This window comes from Streptomyces sannanensis, from assembly GCF_039536205.1.
GTDB lineage: Bacteria > Actinomycetota > Actinomycetes > Streptomycetales > Streptomycetaceae > Streptomyces > Streptomyces sannanensis.
On the sequence record NZ_BAAAYL010000001.1, the window covers coordinates 5,211,818 to 5,230,365 of the forward strand.

The window sequence follows — 18,548 nt, forward strand, 5'->3', positions numbered from 1 at the left end:
TCATGCGTACTTCGTATGGATCCAGGGCCGTACGATGGCGCGGTGCTGGTCAAGTGGATTCGCTGCACCGTGGTGGACCGTCGCGGTTTCGAACGGGGACAGCGAAAGTGGGCGGGGCTGCTGGGCGAACCGGGTTTCCGGGGGCAGAGCGGCGGTTGGAGCCGGGAGCGGCCGGAGGAGGCCCATGTGTTCTCCTTCTGGGAGAGCCGGGCGTTCTACGACTCCTTCATGGCGCGCTCGCACGACCGGCTCGCCGCTGCTCAGTCGGGGACGTATCGGAACATGCGGATCGGGCTGTTCGACCACCGCTTCGATGTGAAGACCGGCTTCGAGCCGCGCTTCACGGACGCGGATGTCGTCCGTGTCGCGCACTGCAAGGTGCGGCCGGACCGCAGTGATCACTTCGCGCTGATGCAGGAGAAGGTCTGGAATCCCGCGATGGCGGGGTCTCCGGGCATGGTGCGCGGGCTGTTCGGGGAGGCGCCGGGGGAGGACGAGTTCCTGGTGCTGTCGATGTGGTGGTCCGCCGCCGAGCATGGCAAGTACCGCGTGGAGCGGGTGGAGCGGCTCTCGCTGCGCGCGCAGACGTCGGCGGATGTCGTGTCTCTGTCAGGGGCCGTCGTCGACCTCGAGGCGTCTTGGACCGTCTGAGCCGGAGCGCGGGAGGCCGGACCAAGGCGGACGGCTGCTCGAATCGGCCGGAACCGAGCACTAGGGTTTCTGCATGGCACGACCGCGGCGCATCGTCCTTCTCCGGCACGGCGAGTCCGAGGGCAACGCGGACGACACGGTGTACGAACGCGTGCCGGACCATGCGCTCCGGCTCACCGGGACGGGGTGGCGTCAGGCCCGGGAGACGGGCGAGCGGCTGAGGGAGCTGTTCGGCGGCGAGCGCGTCAGCGTGTACGTATCTCCCTACCGGCGGACGCACGAGACGTTCCGGGCCCTGGGGCTCGACCCCGCTCTGGTACGGGTCAGGGAGGAGCCGCGGCTGCGCGAGCAGGACTGGGGGAACTGGCAGGACCACGAGGACGTGCAGCTGCAGAAGGAGTACCGCGACTCCTACGGCCACTTCTTCTACCGGTTCGCGCAGGGCGAGTCGGGGGCCGATGTGTACGACCGGGTGGGGTCCTTCCTGGAGAGCCTCTACCGGAGCTTCGAGGCCCCGGACCATCCGCCGAACGTCCTGCTGGTCACGCACGGCCTGACCATGCGGTTGTTCTGCATGCGCTGGCTCCACTGGTCGGTGGCCGAGTTCGAATGCCTGTCCAATCCGGGCAATGGCGAGACCCGGATGCTGGAGCTCGGGGAGGACGGCCGGTACCGGCTCGACCGGCCCTTCGAGCGCTGGCGGGACCCGGAACCGTACGACACCAGCGGATAGAGTGGCTGAGCGATGACGTCCGACTCAGCTCTCGAAACGCCCGGCCGCCGCTTCGAACGCGCTCTGGCCAGTCTGCGTGGTCTGTCCGTGGGCGATGCCCTTGGCTCCCAGTTCTTCGTACCGTCCAACCATCCCCTGCTCAAGCGGCGCGAGCTGCCGCCCGGCCCCTGGCAGTGGACCGACGACACCGAGATGGCCTGCTCGGTGCTGGCCGTGCTCGCGGAGCACGGCCGTATCGATCAGGACGCGCTCGCCCGCTCCTTTGCCGAGCACCACGACTTCGACCGGGGCTACGGCCCGGCCGTGAACAGGATGCTGCGGTTGATCAGGGAGGGCGGCGACTGGCGCGAGCTCGCCGCCGCGCTCTTCCAGGGCCAGGGGTCGTGGGGCAATGGCGCCGCGATGCGGATCGCGCCGCTCGGCGCCTGGTACGCGGGCGATCCCGAGCAGGCCACGCATCAGGCCGAGATCTCCTCCTACACCACGCATCAGCACCGTGAGGCCGTCGTGGGCACGATGGCGGTGGCCGCGGCGGCCGCGCTGGCGGCCGCCCCGGAGGGGCCGCCCGCTGCGGAGGAGCTGCTGGACGGGGTGATCGCCCTGGTGCCGCGGAGCGCGGTCGGCGCCGGGCTGCGCCGTGCCCGGGACATGCTCGACTACGACGACATCACGACGGTCGCCGCCGTGCTGGGCTGCGGCCGCCGCACCAGTGCTCATGACACGGTGCCGTTCGCGCTGTGGTCGGCGGCGCGCGGGCTCGGCGATTTCGAGCGGGCCTTCTGGACCACCGCGCAGGTGGGCGGGGATGTCGACACGACGTGCGCGATCGTGGGCGGAGTGGTCGCGGCGGCGGCCGCCGGAGCGCCCCCCGAGTCCTGGCTGGCCGGCACCGAGGCGTTGCCCGACTGGATTCCGGCCGGGGCAGCCTGACGAGGCACCCGGGCCCTTTGTCACGATCCTGCCACAGCCCGGTTCCGGACACGTCGATTCCGCCGGGTCCGGTTAGCCTTTCGGCCACGCCGCCCCGCTGATCATCAACGGCGGCGCCGACGATTCACCGGGCCCCGCACCTCCGCGGACACTGCCGCGTGCGACTGCCCGGCGGGGAGGGGTCCCGTGACCGAGACACCGGCCACACCGCCGAAGGCACCAGTGCCGCCGGCAGTGCACCACACGCAGCAGCAGGTGCCCCAGCAGTGGGTGTACGTGAAGAGTGAGCCTCCGCAGTGGCTCACCGACATACGCGCCGCGCCGCCCGCGGCGATCCGCCCCGCCACACTCTGGTCGGTTCTGGCGACCGCGGTGCTCAGCGCCCTGCTGCTGGGCGAGGGGCTGGGCCTGAACCTGCTCTTCGTGGCGGTGCCCGCCGCGCTCGCGGCGTATTTCGCGGCCCGGGCGGCAGGCCGCCGTCCGCGGCCCTGGACGCTGGCCTGGGCGCTCGGCGGACTGGCGCTGCTCGTCGTGCCGGCGCTGCGCGACGCCGGATGGCCGACGTTCCTCGCCGTGGTCTCCGCGCTGGCGCTCGGCTCGCTCGTCCTGCACGGCGGTCGCACCTGGCCCGGGGTGCTGATGGGCTCGGTGGGGCTGCTCGGCTCGGTCGGCTCAGGCATGGCCTGGGCCTGGCGGGGACTGCGCGAGCGTGCGCACGGCAGCCGCGACCGCTGGGGTCCGGTAGTGCGTACCACCGCGGTGGCGGTGCTGCTGCTGGTCGTGTTCGGAGCTCTTTTCGCGGGCGCCGACGCCGCCTTCGCGGATCTGCTCGGCGGCTTCGTCCCCGAGGTGTCGGTGGCGGACGGGCCCTGGCGCTTCTTCCTCTTCCTGCTGGGCCTGATCGGCGCGCTGGCGGCCGCGCGCACCGCGGCCGCCCCGGTGCGCTGGGACCGCCTCAAGGTGCGCAGGGGCCGGGCACGCGGCCGTACCGAGTGGGCGCTGCCGCTGATCGTGCTCGACCTGCTCTTCGCTGCCTTCAACGCGGTTCAGCTCGCCGTCCTCTTCGGCGGTTACGACAAGGTGCTGCGGGAGACGGGACTGACCTATTCCGAGTACGCGCGTCAGGGCTTCTGGCAGCTGCTCTGGGCCACCCTCCTCACTCTTCTCGTCATCGCGCTCGCGCTGCGCCGGTCCCCGCGCGACGGCGCTCGCGACCGGGTGCTGGTCCGCGCCGTGCTGGGGTCGCTGTGTGCGCTCACGCTGATCGTGGTGGCCTCCGCGCTGCGCCGTATGGACCTCTATGTCGAGGCGTACGGGCTGACCCGGCTGCGGATCTCCGTGACCGCCATGGAGCTGTGGCTGGGGCTGGTGATCGTTCTGATCATGGCGGCCGGTGTGTGGGGCGCCCGCTGGCTGCCGCGCGCGGTGGGAGCGAGCGCGGCCGCGGCGGTCCTGGCCTTCGGGCTGGTCTCGCCGGACGGACTGGTCGCCGAGCAGAACGTCGAACGCTTCAGGTCCAGCGGAAAGATCGACCTGAACTATCTGCAGGAGCTGTCCGCCGACGCCGTACCCGCGCTCTACGAACTGCCGGAGCCGTATCGTTTCTGCGCACTGCGGGGCACAGCCGAGCGCCTGGAGGAGGACAAGGAGCCCTGGTACGCCGCCAGCCTCGGCGAGGCACGGGCCCGGGAGCTCCTGCGCGAGCGCCCGCTCACGGCGAGCGTCGGCTGCGCGGAGCTCGGACTGGACGAGGAGCGCTATCTCTTCTGATGCCACTGCCGGGCCGTCCGCTCCCGGACGACCCGGCATGCGCGGAGTCCTGTGCGTGCTCCGCCTCAGACGGCGCCGTGTCCCGGCGTGCCCGCCGCGCCGCTGAGGGCCTCCAGGTCGCTCTTGCGGACCTTGATGACGAACAGCGCCATGAGGAAGGCGAGGCCCACCAGCCCCACGCCGGCCCAGAACGAGGTGGCGATGCCCTCCGCGAGCACCCGGTGGCCCCACGGCGGAGGCAGCTCGTGCGTCTTGGCGAAGGCCGCCTGCTGCGCGGGAGTCGCCTTGGCAAGGAAGGACGGCAGCTGCCGTTCGGCCTCGTCGCGGCCGGCGGTGCCGAAGACCGTCATCAGAATCGAAAGCCCCAGGGAGCCGCCCACCATCTGTGCGGCGTTGAGCAGGCTGGAGGCTGCCCCCGACTCGTGCTGGGCCACCCCGGACACCGCGGTAAGCGTCACGGTCACGAACACCAGGCCCATGCCGAAGCCGAAGAGCAGCATCGGCCCGAGCACGCCGCCGAGATAGGTGCTCCCCGGGTCGATCGCGGTCAGCCAGGCCATGCCCGACCCGGTGAACACCGTGGCTCCGGTCAGGAAGGGCTTCGGGCCGAACACGGGCAGCAGTTTCGACGAGATCCCGGCCGCTGTCACGACCATCACCGTCACCGGCAGGAAGGCCAGGCCGGACTCGATCGGGTCGTAGTCCAGGACGTTCTGCACGAAGAGCACGATGAAGAAGAACATTCCGAACATCGCAGCGGACAGGCTCATCATGATCAGGTACGTGCCGGAGCGGTTGCGGTCGGCGAACATCCGCAGCGGCGTGATCGGTTCGCGCGCACGCCGCTCGATGAGGACGAACGCCGTGAGCAGCACGACGGCCGCGCCGAACGCCGCGAGGGTGAGCCCGTTCCGCCAGCCGTCGTCGGCGGCGCGGATGAACCCGTACACCAGGGAGGCCATACCGGCCGTCGAGGTGAGCGCGCCGGTGATGTCGAACCGTCCCGGGTGGCGCTCCGACTCGTTGATGAACAAGGGGGAGAGCACGGCGACCAGGATGCCGATCGGCAGATTGACGTAGAACACCCAGCGCCAGTCCAGCCACTGGGTGAGCATGCCGCCGGCCAGCAGGCCGATGGCGGCGCCGCTGGCGGAGACCGCGGCGAAGATTCCGAACGCCCGGTTGCGCTCAGGACCTTCGGGGAACGTGGTGGTGATGAGGGCCAGCGCGGTCGGTGAGGCGATGGCGCCGCCGACGCCCTGCAGCGCCCGGGCGGCAAGCATCTGCCAGGGCTCCTGGGCGATACCGCACAGCAGCGAGGCGGCGGTGAAGAGCAGCACGCCCGTGATGAACACCCGCCTGCGGCCGAGGATGTCGCCCGCGCGACCGCCGAGCAGCAGCAGCCCGCCGAAGGCGAGCGTGTAGGCGTTGACCACCCAGGAAAGCTGAGTGGTGGTGAAGGACAGCGCTTCCTGGATGTGAGGGAGCGCGATATTCACAATCGTGGTGTCCAGGACCACCATGAGCTGCAGCGCGGCGATGACGGTGAGGGCGATCCCGGGGCGACCCTGCCTTCGGGCGGTGCCGGGCTGTCCTGGAGCGGTTAACTGAGAGGTTGTCACTAGGGGTCCCCCGCAAGTTCGTTAGTGAACGAGTCCGTTCACTGTCACGTCAAAGGTAGAGAGTGCCAGACAATGAACGCAAGCGTTCACTAGTGCCCCGTCCCCCAACGGAGAGAAAATGATGGTTACTTCGCGCTGGACCGCCGCTCCGGACGCGCGACCGCCCCTGCTGCGCCGCCGTGGACCCGTGCTCGAACGGGCCATCCTGGAAGCGGCCCTGGAACAGCTGAGCACCGTCGGCTGGAACGGCCTCACCATGGAGGGCGTCGCGGCCGGCGCACAGACCGGCAAGGCCGCCGTGTACCGCCGCTGGCCGTCCAAGGAGGACCTGGTCGCCGACGCCCTGCGGGCCGGGCTGCCCGGCTTCGACGAGGCACCCGACCGCGGCAGCGTGCGCGAGGACCTCTACCAGCTGTGCCGGCAGTTGCGCGACACGATGTTCTCGAGACCCGGATTCGCACTGCGCTCAGTCCTTTACGAATGCGACAGTGCGGCCGCCGAACGCTTCCAGAGCCTGATCCTGCGGCAGGTGGTCGAACCCTCCGTGCAACTCGTCAAGGCGGTCGTGGACCGTGGGATCGCACGCGGAGAAGTACGTCCCGACGCCGCTGCCGACCTGGTTTTCGATGTGATTCCGGGCCTCATGATGTACCGGTCGAAGGTGTGCGGCAGTGAATGGCCGGACGAAGACCTCGCCAGGATGATCGATCACGTCATGATGCCCCTGCTGCGCCCCTGCGGCGGCTGACTGCGCTGGGGGCCGAGCCGGGGTGTCGCGCGCGGCCCCGGCGGCGTACCCTGTCTGGCGCCATGCCGTACGAACCACCCACCCACACCGTTGAGCGCTCGATACGCGCCACCACCGGAGCCCGAATCATCGCCGGTGTCGACGAGGTCGGGCGAGGAGCGTGGGCCGGTCCTGTCACGGTGTGCGCGGCCGTCACCGGGCTGCGCCGGCCCCCCGCCGGGCTGACCGACTCCAAACTGATCACTCCGAAGCGCCGTACGGAGCTGGCCGGACAGTTGGAGGAGTGGGTCACCGCGCACGCGCTCGGCCATGCCTCCCCGGAAGAGATCGACGGTATGGGGATGACCGCGGCCCTGCGGCTCGCGGCCGAGCGGGCGCTGGAGGGGCTGCCGGTACGCCCCGACGCGGTGATCCTCGACGGCAAGCACGACTACCTCGGCGAACCCTGGCAGGTCCGTACGGTCATCAAGGGTGACCGATCCTGCGTCGTGGTCGCCGCCGCCTCGGTCATCGCCAAGGTGCGGCGCGACGCGATGATGGCCGAACTGGGCGAGGAATACGCCGCGTTCGACTTCGCCGCCAACGCCGGCTACCCGTCGCCGGCGCACAAGGCGGCGCTGGAGCAGTGGGGGCCGACCCCCCACCACCGGCTCTCCTGGTCCTATCTGGACGCGCTGCCCCAGTGGCGGCACCTCAAGAAGGTTCGCATCTCAGCGGAGGCGGCAGCACTGGAAAGCGGGGGCCAGCTCGGCTTCGACTTCTGAAACCGCCCCGCCGTGGCGGGGCGAACCCACCCGGAACACACTAAGTGCCGACCCGCTGATGCCCGCCACAGCGGCGTTTGATAGACATCCACTCATGCCTCTCATCCCCGAGGAGCCTCAGATTCACGAGAGTGCCCAGGGTCCCCGTGTCACACCGGCCACCGGCCGCAGCACGCCGACCCCTCGCCCCGTACCCGGTCCGCGCCCCGCGGCCGCGCCGCGCCCCGGACGCCCGGGACCCGGTCCCGCCAGGCCGACGACCCCGGCGCAGCGGACGAACTCTTCCGCCGCCCAGCCCTCCGCGGCGCGGCCGGAGAATCGTTCCGTTCCGCAGATCCAGCTGATCCCCGCCCCGGTGGACGGAGCGCTCGACGCCGCCGACGAGGCCGTCGACCTGCTCCTGGACTCCGGCCGAGCGCCCGGCGACATCCTGGTGCTCACCACCGGTGAGCAGCACCCCTGGGCCGCGCACGAGCTGTCCTTCGGCGAAGCCGCCTACTGGGCCCAGCAGGACGCCCGCGACGACGTCTTCTACGCCGACGCCGCCGCGGCGGGCCGTGCCGCCCCCCGGCCGGTGGTGGTCGTCGCGGTCAACGGCGGCGGTGACGACGCCGCGGCCCGCGCGCTGCCCCAGGCGCTGACGCGAGCCGGGACGCTGCTCATCGTGTGCGGCGACCCGCAGCGGATCAACACGCTGCTGGGCGCGGGCGTCTGAATCCTGTCGTCGCACCCGGGCTGGAGGACAGACCTCCAGCCCGCCCGGCGCCGGCGGCCCCGGCCCGAGCATCTGTGCTCAGCGCGCAGCCGTGCGGAGCAGCACCTCGGGCGCACCGCCCCCGGTGCGCAGCAGGCCGATCTCGGCGTCGGCTGCCGTGTCCCCCAGCTCGACGGGCCGGGACACGGAGCTGGGGCTGCGGCCGCCCCGTCCCTCACCGAGCACCTGCCAGCCCCCGCCGGTCAGCGTGATGTACGCGCCGCACCGCAGCCCGTGCAGGGTGCAGGCGTCCCGCAGTCCCCACATCCAGGCCCCGTCCTCCTCGGTCCATCTCTCATCGCCCTCGCGGCAGTAGAGCAGCACCGCGGTGCGTACGGGCGAGCGGCGGCGCAGATCGTGCGGGATCACCCGGCGCAGATGCGCGAGCAGCGCGTTGCGGAACTCCCAGCCGTCGGCGGGGACGCGGCGCCGGGTGAACGACGCGCTTGCCGTGATTCGTTCCTCGTGGTCGAGCACGGCGACGACGGCTGTCGTCGCCGTGGGCCGGTGCCGGGAGTGCAGACCGCTGACCACTTCGCGAGGGTTCCGCAACAACGGGACCCCGGCTGCGGCCCACTCGGCAGGCTCCAGCATCCTGGCCAGCCGGCTCGCGGAGTTGCCGACGGCGGACACCGCCGACGCTGCGGACGGAGCGAATCCGAAGGTCACGATCCTCCCTTCGCATACGCGCCCACGATGCGGGCAAGGGTCTTTGGGGCGCACCGCGGCAAGCCCATCGAGGCCGCAGGCGGGCCGCACGGGGAGCGGCTTCAATTCTTGCGGGCTGTCGGGTCACGCGGCAATGAGCAATTGAGGCAGCTGACTGGAATCGGCAGATATGACACTCATATCCCTGCCCAGCAGGGCCTCACGTAACGCCTGACGTCACCCTTGAACTGCAAGGACCAGCGGAAATACGCCCGCTGCTCCCGCCCGGCGAAGCAACCGGGCCGACACGGCGAGCGTCCAGCCGGTGTCCGCGAAGTCGTCGACGAGAAGTACCGGACCATCCGCACCGGCCAGCGCCGCGGCCAGCCCGGGCGGTATGACGAGTGCCTGGTGCAGACCCCGCACCCGCTGGGCGCTGTTGCTCTGCGAGAGCCGCTCACCTGCTGCCCCCGGCGCGTACTCCACCGCCCCCAGCAGCGGCATACGTCCCACCTCGGCGATACGGGCACCCAGCGACCCGACCAGCGCGGGCCGGGAGCGAGAGGCCACCGTCACCACACCGACCGGCCGCGCGGGGGCGTCCGGCTGCCCCGACGCCCAGCCGCCGGGCCCCTTGGCCCAGTCGGCCAGCACGCTCACCACCGCGCTCACCACATCGTCCGGTACCGGTCCGTCGGAGGCCTGCGGGGACAGCATCGGGCGGAGCCTGTTACCCCAGCCGATGTCCGAGAGCCGGCCCAGTGCCCGCCCGGCGAAGGCCTGTTCCCCTTGCGGGATGCGTCCCTTGAGGTCCAGGCCCACCGCGGCCAGTCCGGTCGGCCACATCTTGCGGGGCTCCACCTCGACGCCCGGCCTGCCGAGTTCACCGAGCGCCGCGTCCAGAGCGGCCTGCGAGACGTCCGGGGTGAACCGCGCTCCCGCGCAGTTGTCGCAGCGTCCGCACGGTGCGGCCGCCTCGTCGTCGAGTTGCCGGCGCAGGAACTCCATCCGGCAGCCCGACGTCGTCGCGTAGTCGCGCATGGCCTGCTGCTCGGCCTCGCGCTGCTTGGCCACCCAGGCGTACCGCTCCGTGTCGTACACCCAGGGCTGTCCGGTGCCGGTCCAGCCGCCGCGCACCCGCCGGACCGCGCCGTCCACGTCGAGGACCTTCAGCATGGTTTCCAGCCTGGTGCGCCGCAGTTCGACCAGGGGCTCCAGGGCGGGCAGGGAGAGCGGCCGGCCGGCCCGGTCCAGCGCGTCCAGGGTGCGGCGCACCTGTTCCTCGGGCGGGAAGGCCACCGAGGCGAAGTACTGCCAGATCGCCTCGTCCTCCCTGCCCGGCAGCAGCAGCACCTCGGCGTGCTCCACGCCGCGGCCCGCCCGGCCCACCTGCTGGTAGTAGGCGATGGGCGAGGAAGGGGAGCCCAGATGCACCACAAAGCCGAGGTCCGGCTTGTCGAAGCCCATGCCGAGCGCCGACGTGGCCACGAGGGCCTTGACCCTGTTGGCCAGAAGGTCCTCCTCCGCCTGCTGCCGTTCGGCGTTCTCGGTCCTGCCGGTGTACGAAGCGACGGTGTGGCCGCACTGACGCAGATACGTCGTCACCTCCTCGGCCGCCGCGACCGTGAGGGTGTAGATGATCCCGGAGCCGGGCAGCTCGCCGAGATGGTCCGCGAGCCAGGCCAGCCGGTGCGCGGCGTCCGGCAGCCGCAGCACGCTCAGGCTGAGGCTCTCCCGGTCCAGCGGGCCGCGCAGCACGAGCGCGTCCGAACCCGCGCCTGTGCCGAGCTGTTCCGCGACATCGGCGGTCACCCGGGCGTTGGCTGTGGCCGTCGTGGCGAGCACCGGAACCCCGGCCGGCAGCTCGGCCAGCATGGTGCGCAGCCGGCGGTAGTCCGGACGAAAGTCATGGCCCCAGTCGGAGATGCAGTGGGCCTCGTCGACCACCAGCAGCCCCGTCGCGGCGGCCAGCCGGGGGAGCACCTCGTCGCGGAAGTCAGGGTTGTTCAGCCGCTCGGGACTGACCAGCAGCACGTCCACCGCGCCCGCCGCCACCTCGGCCTGGACCGTCTCCCACTCCTCGGTGTTGGACGAGTTGATGGTGCGGGCGTGAATGCCGGCCCGGGCCGCAGCCTCCACCTGGTTGCGCATGAGCGCGAGCAACGGGGAGACGATGACCGTGGGGCCGCTGCCCCGCTCGCGCAGCAGCGAGGTCGCGACGAAGTACACCGCGGACTTGCCCCATCCGGTGCGCTGCACGACCAGCGCTCTGCGTTTCTCGGCGACCAGCGCCTCGATGGCGCGCCACTGGTCCTCGCGCAGCCGGGCGGTGCCCGACTCGTCCCCGACGAGGCGGGCGAGTACGGAATCGGCCGAAGCCCGGAGATCTGCGTTGGCTGCGTCGCCTGTATTGCTCATGGCCCCATGCAACCCGATGCCACTGACATCACGCGAACCCGTGCCCAGCCCCTGTGGACAAAAAGTTATCCACAGGGCTGGCGGGAGCGGGGCCCGCCGCGGGACCTTGCCCTGCATGAACCAGCACCACGAATCCACCGGCGCCGCGTCCGCCGGGACGCAGATCACCCTGCGGGGTCCGGCAGAGCTTGCCGACGCGCTGCCCTACGTCCTGGGCTTCCACCCCAGCGACTCCATCGTCATGATCGCACTGCACGGCACCAGAGGCCGTTTCGGAGGCCGGCTCAGACTCGGTATCCCCAGCGAGCCGGAGGAATGGCCGGCCGTCGCCGAGCAGCTCGCGGAGTGCCTGGTGATGGGGAGCGAGCGGCGCGGTCGGCGGCCCGACGGCATCCTCGTCTTCCTCTGCCAGGATCCGGCGGACGGGGAGACGGGCGGCCAGGTGATGGAGCGGCTCCGGACGCTGGCCCAGCGGCTGCGCACCGCGTGCGGCGGCCTCGAGGTGCCCGTGCTGGAAGCGCTGTGCATTTCGTCCGGGCGCTACTGGTCGTACTGCTGCCCTGATACGCGCTGCTGCCCGCCCGAGGGCAACACCCTGGCCATGCCCGGCACATCGGTGATGGCCGCGGCCGCGACCTACGCCGGCCTGCGTGTGAGCGGAACACTGCGGGAGATGGAGGCACGCCTCACCCCGTGGCCGGCACCGCGGGCGGCGCCGCAGGAGCGGGCACTCGACGCGGCCGGAGCGTCACTCCTGCCGCGCCTCCTCAGCGATGCGGAGCACGAGCAGGTGGGAGCCGAGACCCTCGAACTGGCCGGGCGCCTGATGCGGAGGCTCGCCGAGACCCCGCCGGCGCCCGGCAGAGGTGATCCGGACGCCGTCGACGACGAACTGATCGCTCACGACGAGGCCGCCGCCGTGATCCTCGGACTTCAGGACCGCAGGACCCGTGACCGGGCGGCGGAATGGATGGAGGGCCCGGAGGCCTCGGCCGCGCTGCGGCTGTGGCGGCTGCTGTCCCGCCGCTGCGTCGGCCCGTACGGCGAGCATGCCGCGGCGCCGCTCACCCTCGCCGGCTGGGTCGCATGGTCGACCGGTGACGAGCCGGCGGCGCGGGTCGCCCTCGGGATGGCCCTGCGAGCCGACCCCGGCTATCACTTCGCGCAACTTCTGCACCAGGCGTGCAATGAGGGGATCGACCCGGAGGCACTGCGTCGCTGCCTGCGGCAGGAGCGAGGGAAGCGGACGCGGTCGAAGGGAGGGGCGGCGTCGCGCCGCGCCCGGGTCCGCCGCAAGCCGCCCCGTCCCTCGGCCGCCGCCCCGGGCTGCTCGCCACCGGCCGCCCGTCCCGGCGCCGCCGAACCGCGCGGCCGCACGCGCGGTCGTGGCGTTCGGCACGGCAGGCAGGGCGGGTGACGAGGGCTCCGGTCGGGAGGGTGGGAAGGAGAAGTGATCGAGGACGACCGAAGGCGTGTTTATCGTCAGGCAGACGACTATGATCGCGAACATGTCGCCCTACGACCCATCGGCCTTTCCGCCCTTCGCTGTCACTGTCGATCTGGTCGTGCTCACCGTGCGGCGCCATGCGCTCTGTGCGCTGGTCGTACGCCGCGGGGAGCCGCCGTTCCAGGGCCGGTGGGCGCTGCCCGGCGGATTCGTCCGGGCCGACGAGGATCTCGCGGCGGCGGCAGCACGGGAGCTCATGGAGGAGACCGGGCTGTGCGCGCACGACCCCGCGTCACCCGCGGTCGGCAACGGCGCCCATCTCGAACAGCTCGCCACCTACGGCGATCCCGAGCGAGACCCCCGTATGAGGGTCGTTAGCGTGGCACATCTGGTGCTCGCCCCCGATCTGCCCGCGCCCCGGGCGGGCGGTGACGCGCACAGTGCCCGCTGGGCGCCGGTCCAGGAGCTGATCGACCAGGAGACGGGTTCCGGCCTGGAGGGCGAGCAGTCCGCCCCGCTCGCCTTCGACCACGCGCGGATCCTCGCGGACGGCGTGGAGCGGGCCCGATCCAAGATCGAGTACTCCTCGCTCGCCACCGCGTTCTGCCCGCCCGAGTTCACGGTCGGCGAGCTGCGCCGGGTGTACGAGGCGGTCTGGGGGGTGGCCCTGGACCCGCGGAACTTCCATCGCAAGGTGACGGGTACGCCGGGGTTCCTGGTTCCCGCGGGCGGTACGACGACCCGGCAGGGAGGCAGGCCCGCCCAGTTGTTCAGGGCGGGCGGCGCGACCTTGCTCAACCCGCCGATGCTGCGCCCGGAAGTCTGACACCCGCAGCCGAAAGGCTGCGCCGAAAGTCCGAAATATCGCGTTATCTTGCTCAGGTACCCGCCTTGCCGTCGTGCGGTTCCCCCATCTGCGAGAGAAGCGATGCTCCAGGCCATCGGACTCACCAGTGCCCCCCGCCGGTTCCTGCCGCCCACCGTGGACGATCTGAGCTTCGAGGCCCGGCCCGGCTGTGTCACGGCTCTCCTCGGCGCCCCGGGATCCGGCAAGACCACAACCCTCCGACTGATGCTCGAACTCGAAACGGGCCGCGGGGTCACCTACTTCCGCGGACGTCCGCTCCACCAGGTCGCCCACCCGGCCCGTGAGGTGGGTGCCCTCCTCGGGGACGTACCGGGCCACCCGGCCCGTACCGTCCGCAACCAGCTCCGCATGCTCTGCGCCGCGGTGGGAGTGCCGGTCTCCCGCGCCGATGCCATGCTCGAACGCGTGGGCCTCGCCGGTGTCCGCGACGAGCGCCTCGGCACGCTCCCACTCGGCATGGACCGCCGACTCGGCCTCGCCTGCGCACTGTTGGGCGACCCGCACACCCTGCTCCTCGACGAACCGGCCCGGCGTCTCTCGCCGCGCGAGAGCGGCTGGCTGTACGAGCTGCTGCGCAGCCACGCGGAGCAAGGGGGCACGGTCCTGTGCACCGTCAGCGACGCCAAGGAGGCCGCCCGCACCGCCGACCATGTCATCGCCATCGACGGCGGCCGGCTCGTCGCGGACCAGGGCGCAGCCGACTTCACCCGCACCCGGCTGCGTCCCTGCGTAGCGGTCCGAACTCCGCACGCCGCCCGACTCGCCGCCCTTCTCAGCAGGGAGGCCCGCACCGGCCGGCGCTCCATGGAGGTGGTCGCCGAGAGCGGCAGCCGTCTGTACATCTACGGAAGCAGCTGCGGGGAGATCGGCGAGGCGGCCTTCCGCCATGGCGTCCTGCTCCACCAACTCGCCGACGAGATCCCTGACCTCAGTCCGCCCCGGCGCCTCGGCGATCCCCGGCCCGCACCTGGCCCGGAGGTCGACCGTGCCGACGCTGCCCGTCCCGATGCCCCGGCTGCCGCCGCCACTGACGGCGCCTCACTCGATGCCGGGCCTCACGGATTCGTCGACGCCGACCCAGAGGCCGCGGCCTGCGGTCCCGCCGAAGTCCTGACCGGCACCGGGCAACCCGCGCCGGGCACCGGCACGGCCGTCCCGGCCCAAACAGGCGGCGACGGCGCCCCCGGTTCAGGGGAATCCGCGGCCGGGGCCCCATACGACGGCGACGCCGGCCTTGACGCACCGGAGGGCGCCGGTGCCGCTGACACCACGCCCGATGCCGAGCGCCGTGCCGCCCGCGTCCGCGCCGTGGACGGCGCCGGGACGGGCGTCCCGGTGGGAGATGGCCGTCATACCGGCTCACCGGTGCGGGGCGGAGTGAAGGCCTCCGGCGTGAGCCCCATGATCAGGCGGCGCACGCTTCACGGGCCGTTGCGGCCGTACCGGTACGAGCTGCACCGACTGCTCGGTGTCCGGACGACCGGTCTGATCGTGGCCGCTGTGCTGGTCGGGTCCGCCGTCATCGCCGTGCTGCTCGCGCGCGACGCGCGCACCGTGCTGCCGGGCCTGCTGGCGGCGTGGCCCGGCTGGCTTCCGCTGCCGCCCGCCGCTCTGGGGGCCGGGCTGCTCGGTGCCCTCGCCTTCGGCGAGGAGTTCCGCTATCCCGCGCTCGGCGTCGACCGGGGCACCGTGCCGCGCCGGCTCGGCCTGTTGCTCGCCAAGCTCGTGGTGGCCGCCGGGGCGGCCCTGCTGCTCGGCGCGCTCACCGTTGCGGCGGACTGGGAGCTCATTCGGCTGCTGTACGGAGCCGACTTGGCGCACCTCCCGGCGGACTTGGCGTCAAAGGCGGCGAGTTGGGCCGGCCTCACCGTGGGCTGCGCCTGGGCGGGACTGCTCGGCGCCGCGGTGTTCCGGGCCACGACCGCCGGTGTGGCCGCCGTGCTGGCCGTACCGGTCGTCGTCGCCCCACTGGTGCGCGAGGTACTGGAAGCGCCCCTGGCCCCTTCCGCCCTTGCCCTCGCGGCCAGGCTGCGAGGGCTGGCCTGGGTGCGGTGGCCGCAGGAGGCGGACCGCTGGCTGGCGGCCGCCGTACGGCTCGTCGCCCAGCCCGTGGGTGCGGCCCTGGTGCTGTCGCTCCTGGCCCTGCTCTGCGCGTATCTGGTCATCATCCTTCGCGCCAAAGCGCGTTGGTGACCGAATGTGCGGTCGTCGCACACAACTCCCCGGGAATTGCGCGCTTCTTTCCGATAAAGCGTCAATTGAAGGGCGGGCACCGATCACCCTTTCGTGTGCTTTTCACCAAAGACCTCAAGGGCTGCGGGAGCCACGCCGACAAAGGATGCGTGAGTACCCTTGCGCACACCATGATGACCACCGCCCGCCCCGCAGAGACCGGACTCGTGGGCCCGGGCGAACTCGACCGCTATCCCTACGCGGAGGCGCCCGGCGCCGATCGCGTCGGAGCTCCCTCCTGGGAGGGCGCGGACACGGAACTGGGCCGGGTTGGCGGCCGGCGCGCGGCCGGCAGTCGCGGCCGCGGCCTGCACGGCCAACTCGTCCAGCAGCTCGGCCAGATGATCGTCTCCGGCGATCTGGGCGCCGACCGTCCGCTCGTCCCCGAGGAGATCGGTCAGCGCTTCGAGGTCTCCCGCACCGTCGTACGGGAGTCGCTGCGCGTCCTGGAGGCCAAGGGCCTCGTCAGCGCCCGGCCCAATGTGGGCACCCGGGTCCGTCCGGTGAGCGACTGGAATCTGCTGGACCCGGACATCATCGAGTGGCGGGCCTTCGGCCCGCAGCGCGAGGACCAGCGGCGCGAGCTGAGCGAGCTGCGCTGGACGATCGAACCCCTCGCCGCCCGCCTCGCGGCGGGACACGGACGCGAGGACGTGCAGCAGCGGCTGTCCGACATGGTCGGAATCATGAGTCACGCCCTCACCCAGGGTGACTCCGTCACCTTCTCCCGGGCCGACGCCGAGTTCCACGCCCTCCTCATCCAGGTCGCGGGCAACCGCATGCTCGAGCACCTCTCGGGAATCGTCTCCGCCGCTCTCCAGGTGTCCGGCGGCCCGGCCACCGGCTGTGAGCGCCCCACCGAGTCCGCTCTCACCCACCACTCCCGGATCGTCGATGCCCTCGCTTCGGGTGATGCCGCCGCCGCCGAGACGGCCATGCGCCAACTGCTCACCGTTCACCCCGAGGTGGAGCGTGTCGTCCCGGCCCCCCGGGAGCACTGATCCGGGCTGCGGCCCGTGGCGTAGCGATATGTGTCGCCGGACCACGGGGTCCGGCGACACGATTGTGACCATATTCACCAATTATTTCCGTTATGTCTGAATTGGGGTGTGACTCGGGCCACGAAAATTGGGCGTAACACTCCTCGCGGTTGCGCGATGACCTAAGAGGTGACAGCCGAGGAGGGAATACGGACGCCGTTGATGGCGCTGTAGGTGCTCCAAGGTTCAGCCCGCGCCGCCGGTGCATCCGCAGACCGGTGGTCGTCGGCCCCAGCCCGGACGAGGGTGGGGCCGGAAGCCGTTTTCCATCGTTCCGAGAGGTTGTTCGTGTCGGCCAGCACATCCCGTACGCTCCCGCCCGAGATCGCCGAGTCCCAGTCCGTGATGGCGCTCATCGAGCGGGGAAAGGCTGATGGGCAGATCGCCGGCGACGACGTGCGTCGGGCCTTCGAGGCTGACCAGATTCCGCCAACCCAGTGGAAGAATGTTCTGCGCAGCCTCAACCAGATCCTCGAGGAAGAGGGTGTGACGCTGATGGTCAGTGCCGCGGAATCCCCCAAGCGCACCCGCAAGAGCGTCGCAGCTAAGAGCCCGGTCAAGCGCACCGCCACCAAGACTGTCGCGGCCAAGACGACCGTGACCAGGACCGTTGCGGCCACGGCGGCCCCGTCGGCCGAGGCCGTGGATGCCGCGGCCGACGAAACCACTGCTGCTTCCGCCAAGAAGGCCGTCGCCAAGAAGGCGGCCGTGAAGAAGACCGCGGTCAAGAAGACCGTGGCCAAGAAGACCACGGCGAAGAAGGCCGCCGCCAAGAAGGGCGACGACGAGCTGCTCGACGCCGATGAGCTGCTCGAGGACGTGCAGCCCGGCAAGGGTGACGAGGCCGAGGGTGAGGCCCAGGGCTTCGTCCTGTCCGACGAGGACGAGGACGACGCGCCCGCGCAGCAGGTCGCCGCGGCCGGCGCCACCGCCGACCCGGTCAAGGACTACCTCAAGCAGATCGGAAAGGTCCCCCTGCTCAACGCCGAGCAGGAGGTCGAGCTGGCCAAGCGCATCGAGGCGGGTCTGTTCGCCGAGGACAAGCTGGCCAACTCCGACAAACTGGCGCCGAAGCTCAAGCGCGAGCTGGAGATCATCGCCGAGGACGGCCGGCGCGCCAAGAACCACCTGCTGGAGGCCAACCTCCGACTGGTCGTCTCGCTCGCCAAGCGCTACACCGGCCGCGGCATGCTCTTCCTGGACCTGATCCAGGAGGGCAACCTCGGTCTGATCCGCGCGGTCGAGAAATTCGACTACACCAAGGGATACAAGTTCTCCACGTATGCCACCTGGTGGATCCGTCAGGCGATCACCCGCGCCATGGCCGACCAGGCCCGCACCATCCGTATCCCGGTGCACATGGTCGAGGTCATCAACAAGCTCGCGCGCGTCCAGCGCCAGATGCTCCAGGACCTGGGCCGCGAGCCCACCCCGGAGGAGCTGGCCAAGGAGCTCGACATGACCCCGGAGAAGGTCATCGAGGTCCAGAAGTACGGCCGCGAGCCGATCTCGCTGCACACCCCGCTGGGCGAGGACGGCGACAGCGAGTTCGGTGACCTGATCGAGGACTCCGAGGCGGTCGTTCCGGCCGACGCGGTGAGCTTCACGCTGCTCCAGGAACAGCTGCACTCCGTGCTGGACACGCTGTCCGAGCGTGAGGCGGGCGTGGTCTCCATGCGCTTCGGTCTCACGGACGGCCAGCCGAAGACCCTCGACGAGATCGGCAAGGTCTACGGCGTTACGCGTGAGCGCATCCGCCAGATCGAGTCGAAGACGATGTCGAAGCTGCGTCACCCGTCGCGCTCCCAGGTGCTGCGGGACTACCTCGACTAAAGGCCGCGTCACACGGCTGCCGTGGGCCCGGAGCTCCGTACCACCGGTACGGAGCTCCGGGCCTCCGTCGTTCCGAGGTGCGTGTCGGCC

The 18,548-nt window shown here is 71.3% G+C and carries 15 protein-coding genes; 12 read left to right on the forward strand and 3 right to left on the reverse strand.

Annotation, left to right across the window (positions count from 1 at the left end):
* The first annotated feature begins 42 nt into the window (after positions 1 to 42).
* From ABD858_RS24380 to ABD858_RS24395, 4 genes are all read left to right on the forward strand, one after another.
* Positions 43 to 651: a YdbC family protein gene (locus ABD858_RS24380; RefSeq protein ID WP_345041239.1), complete on the forward strand. Its 609-nt coding sequence runs from the start codon at positions 43 to 45 to the stop codon at positions 649 to 651.
* A 73-nt stretch (positions 652 to 724) separates the two neighbouring features.
* Entirely contained in the window at positions 725 to 1,384 is a 660-nt protein-coding gene (locus ABD858_RS24385) for a histidine phosphatase family protein (RefSeq protein WP_345041241.1), read from the forward strand.
* 12 nt (positions 1,385 to 1,396) lie between these two features.
* Positions 1,397 to 2,314: an ADP-ribosylglycohydrolase family protein gene (locus tag ABD858_RS24390; protein WP_345041243.1), complete on the forward strand. Its 918-nt coding sequence runs from the start codon at positions 1,397 to 1,399 to the stop codon at positions 2,312 to 2,314.
* A gap of 270 nt (positions 2,315 to 2,584) precedes the next feature.
* On the forward strand, positions 2,585 to 4,084 hold the full coding sequence (locus ABD858_RS24395) for a DUF4153 domain-containing protein (protein ID WP_425586346.1): 1,500 nt from the start codon (positions 2,585 to 2,587) through the stop codon (positions 4,082 to 4,084).
* A 65-nt stretch (positions 4,085 to 4,149) separates the two neighbouring features.
* Here ABD858_RS24395 and ABD858_RS24400 read toward each other — a convergent pair whose 3' ends face one another.
* The gene (locus tag ABD858_RS24400) at positions 4,150 to 5,706 is read right to left on the reverse strand and encodes an MFS transporter (protein ID WP_345041248.1); all 1,557 of its coding nucleotides are present in this window, start codon (positions 5,704 to 5,706) and stop codon (positions 4,150 to 4,152) included.
* Between the two features lie 121 nt (positions 5,707 to 5,827).
* Between ABD858_RS24400 and ABD858_RS24405 the strand changes: the two genes are divergently transcribed.
* The 3 genes from ABD858_RS24405 to ABD858_RS24415 all read left to right on the forward strand — a co-directional run bounded on the left by ABD858_RS24405 (position 5,828) and on the right by ABD858_RS24415 (position 7,933).
* Positions 5,828 to 6,454, forward strand: coding sequence for a TetR/AcrR family transcriptional regulator (locus ABD858_RS24405; protein WP_345044824.1), 627 nt, complete (start codon positions 5,828 to 5,830; stop codon positions 6,452 to 6,454).
* A gap of 62 nt (positions 6,455 to 6,516) precedes the next feature.
* Complete coding sequence (locus ABD858_RS24410; RefSeq protein WP_345041250.1) at positions 6,517 to 7,218, forward strand: ribonuclease HII; 702 nt, start codon at positions 6,517 to 6,519, stop codon at positions 7,216 to 7,218.
* A 94-nt stretch (positions 7,219 to 7,312) separates the two neighbouring features.
* A complete protein-coding gene (locus ABD858_RS24415; RefSeq protein ID WP_345041252.1) occupies positions 7,313 to 7,933 on the forward strand; it encodes a hypothetical protein in 621 nt (206 codons plus the stop codon).
* Between the two features lie 78 nt (positions 7,934 to 8,011).
* Here the strand turns inward: ABD858_RS24415 and ABD858_RS24420 are convergent, their stop codons facing one another.
* Positions 8,012 to 8,641 (reverse strand): hypothetical protein, encoded by a 630-nt coding sequence (locus ABD858_RS24420; RefSeq protein ID WP_345041255.1) that lies wholly within the window; start codon positions 8,639 to 8,641, stop codon positions 8,012 to 8,014.
* A gap of 216 nt (positions 8,642 to 8,857) precedes the next feature.
* Positions 8,858 to 11,038, reverse strand: coding sequence for a RecQ family ATP-dependent DNA helicase (locus ABD858_RS24425; protein ID WP_345041257.1), 2,181 nt, complete (start codon positions 11,036 to 11,038; stop codon positions 8,858 to 8,860).
* Positions 11,039 to 11,153: 115 nt separating this feature from the next.
* Here ABD858_RS24425 and ABD858_RS24430 point away from each other — a divergent pair, with 115 nt between their 5' ends.
* The 5 genes from ABD858_RS24430 to ABD858_RS24450 all read left to right on the forward strand — a co-directional run bounded on the left by ABD858_RS24430 (position 11,154) and on the right by ABD858_RS24450 (position 18,458).
* On the forward strand, positions 11,154 to 12,455 hold the full coding sequence (locus ABD858_RS24430) for a DUF4192 domain-containing protein (RefSeq protein ID WP_345041260.1): 1,302 nt from the start codon (positions 11,154 to 11,156) through the stop codon (positions 12,453 to 12,455).
* A gap of 91 nt (positions 12,456 to 12,546) precedes the next feature.
* Entirely contained in the window at positions 12,547 to 13,311 is a 765-nt protein-coding gene (locus ABD858_RS24435) for an NUDIX hydrolase (protein WP_345041262.1), read from the forward strand.
* Positions 13,312 to 13,413: 102 nt separating this feature from the next.
* The gene (locus tag ABD858_RS24440; RefSeq protein WP_345041264.1) at positions 13,414 to 15,546 is read left to right on the forward strand and encodes an ATP-binding cassette domain-containing protein; all 2,133 of its coding nucleotides are present in this window, start codon (positions 13,414 to 13,416) and stop codon (positions 15,544 to 15,546) included.
* 149 nt (positions 15,547 to 15,695) lie between these two features.
* The gene (locus ABD858_RS24445; RefSeq protein ID WP_345041267.1) at positions 15,696 to 16,586 is read left to right on the forward strand and encodes a FadR/GntR family transcriptional regulator; all 891 of its coding nucleotides are present in this window, start codon (positions 15,696 to 15,698) and stop codon (positions 16,584 to 16,586) included.
* Positions 16,587 to 16,913: 327 nt separating this feature from the next.
* Positions 16,914 to 18,458, forward strand: a complete 1,545-nt coding sequence (locus ABD858_RS24450) for an RNA polymerase sigma factor (RefSeq protein WP_345041269.1) — start codon at positions 16,914 to 16,916, stop codon at positions 18,456 to 18,458.
* Positions 18,459 to 18,548: the final 90 nt, after the last annotated feature.

Coding starts and splice junctions, on each gene's coding strand:
- ABD858_RS24415 (WP_345041252.1), top strand. CDS start 7,313: ATGCCTCTCATCCCCGAGGAGCCTCAGATTCACGAGAGTGCCCAGGGT.
- ABD858_RS24435 (WP_345041262.1), top strand. CDS start 12,547: ATGTCGCCCTACGACCCATCGGCCTTTCCGCCCTTCGCTGTCACTGTC.
- ABD858_RS24440 (WP_345041264.1), top strand. CDS start 13,414: ATGCTCCAGGCCATCGGACTCACCAGTGCCCCCCGCCGGTTCCTGCCG.
- ABD858_RS24385 (WP_345041241.1), top strand. CDS start 725: ATGGCACGACCGCGGCGCATCGTCCTTCTCCGGCACGGCGAGTCCGAG.
- ABD858_RS24410 (WP_345041250.1), top strand. CDS start 6,517: ATGCCGTACGAACCACCCACCCACACCGTTGAGCGCTCGATACGCGCC.
- ABD858_RS24425 (WP_345041257.1), bottom strand. CDS start 11,038: ATGAGCAATACAGGCGACGCAGCCAACGCAGATCTCCGGGCTTCGGCC.
- ABD858_RS24390 (WP_345041243.1), top strand. CDS start 1,397: ATGACGTCCGACTCAGCTCTCGAAACGCCCGGCCGCCGCTTCGAACGC.
- ABD858_RS24430 (WP_345041260.1), top strand. CDS start 11,154: ATGAACCAGCACCACGAATCCACCGGCGCCGCGTCCGCCGGGACGCAG.
- ABD858_RS24405 (WP_345044824.1), top strand. CDS start 5,828: ATGGTTACTTCGCGCTGGACCGCCGCTCCGGACGCGCGACCGCCCCTG.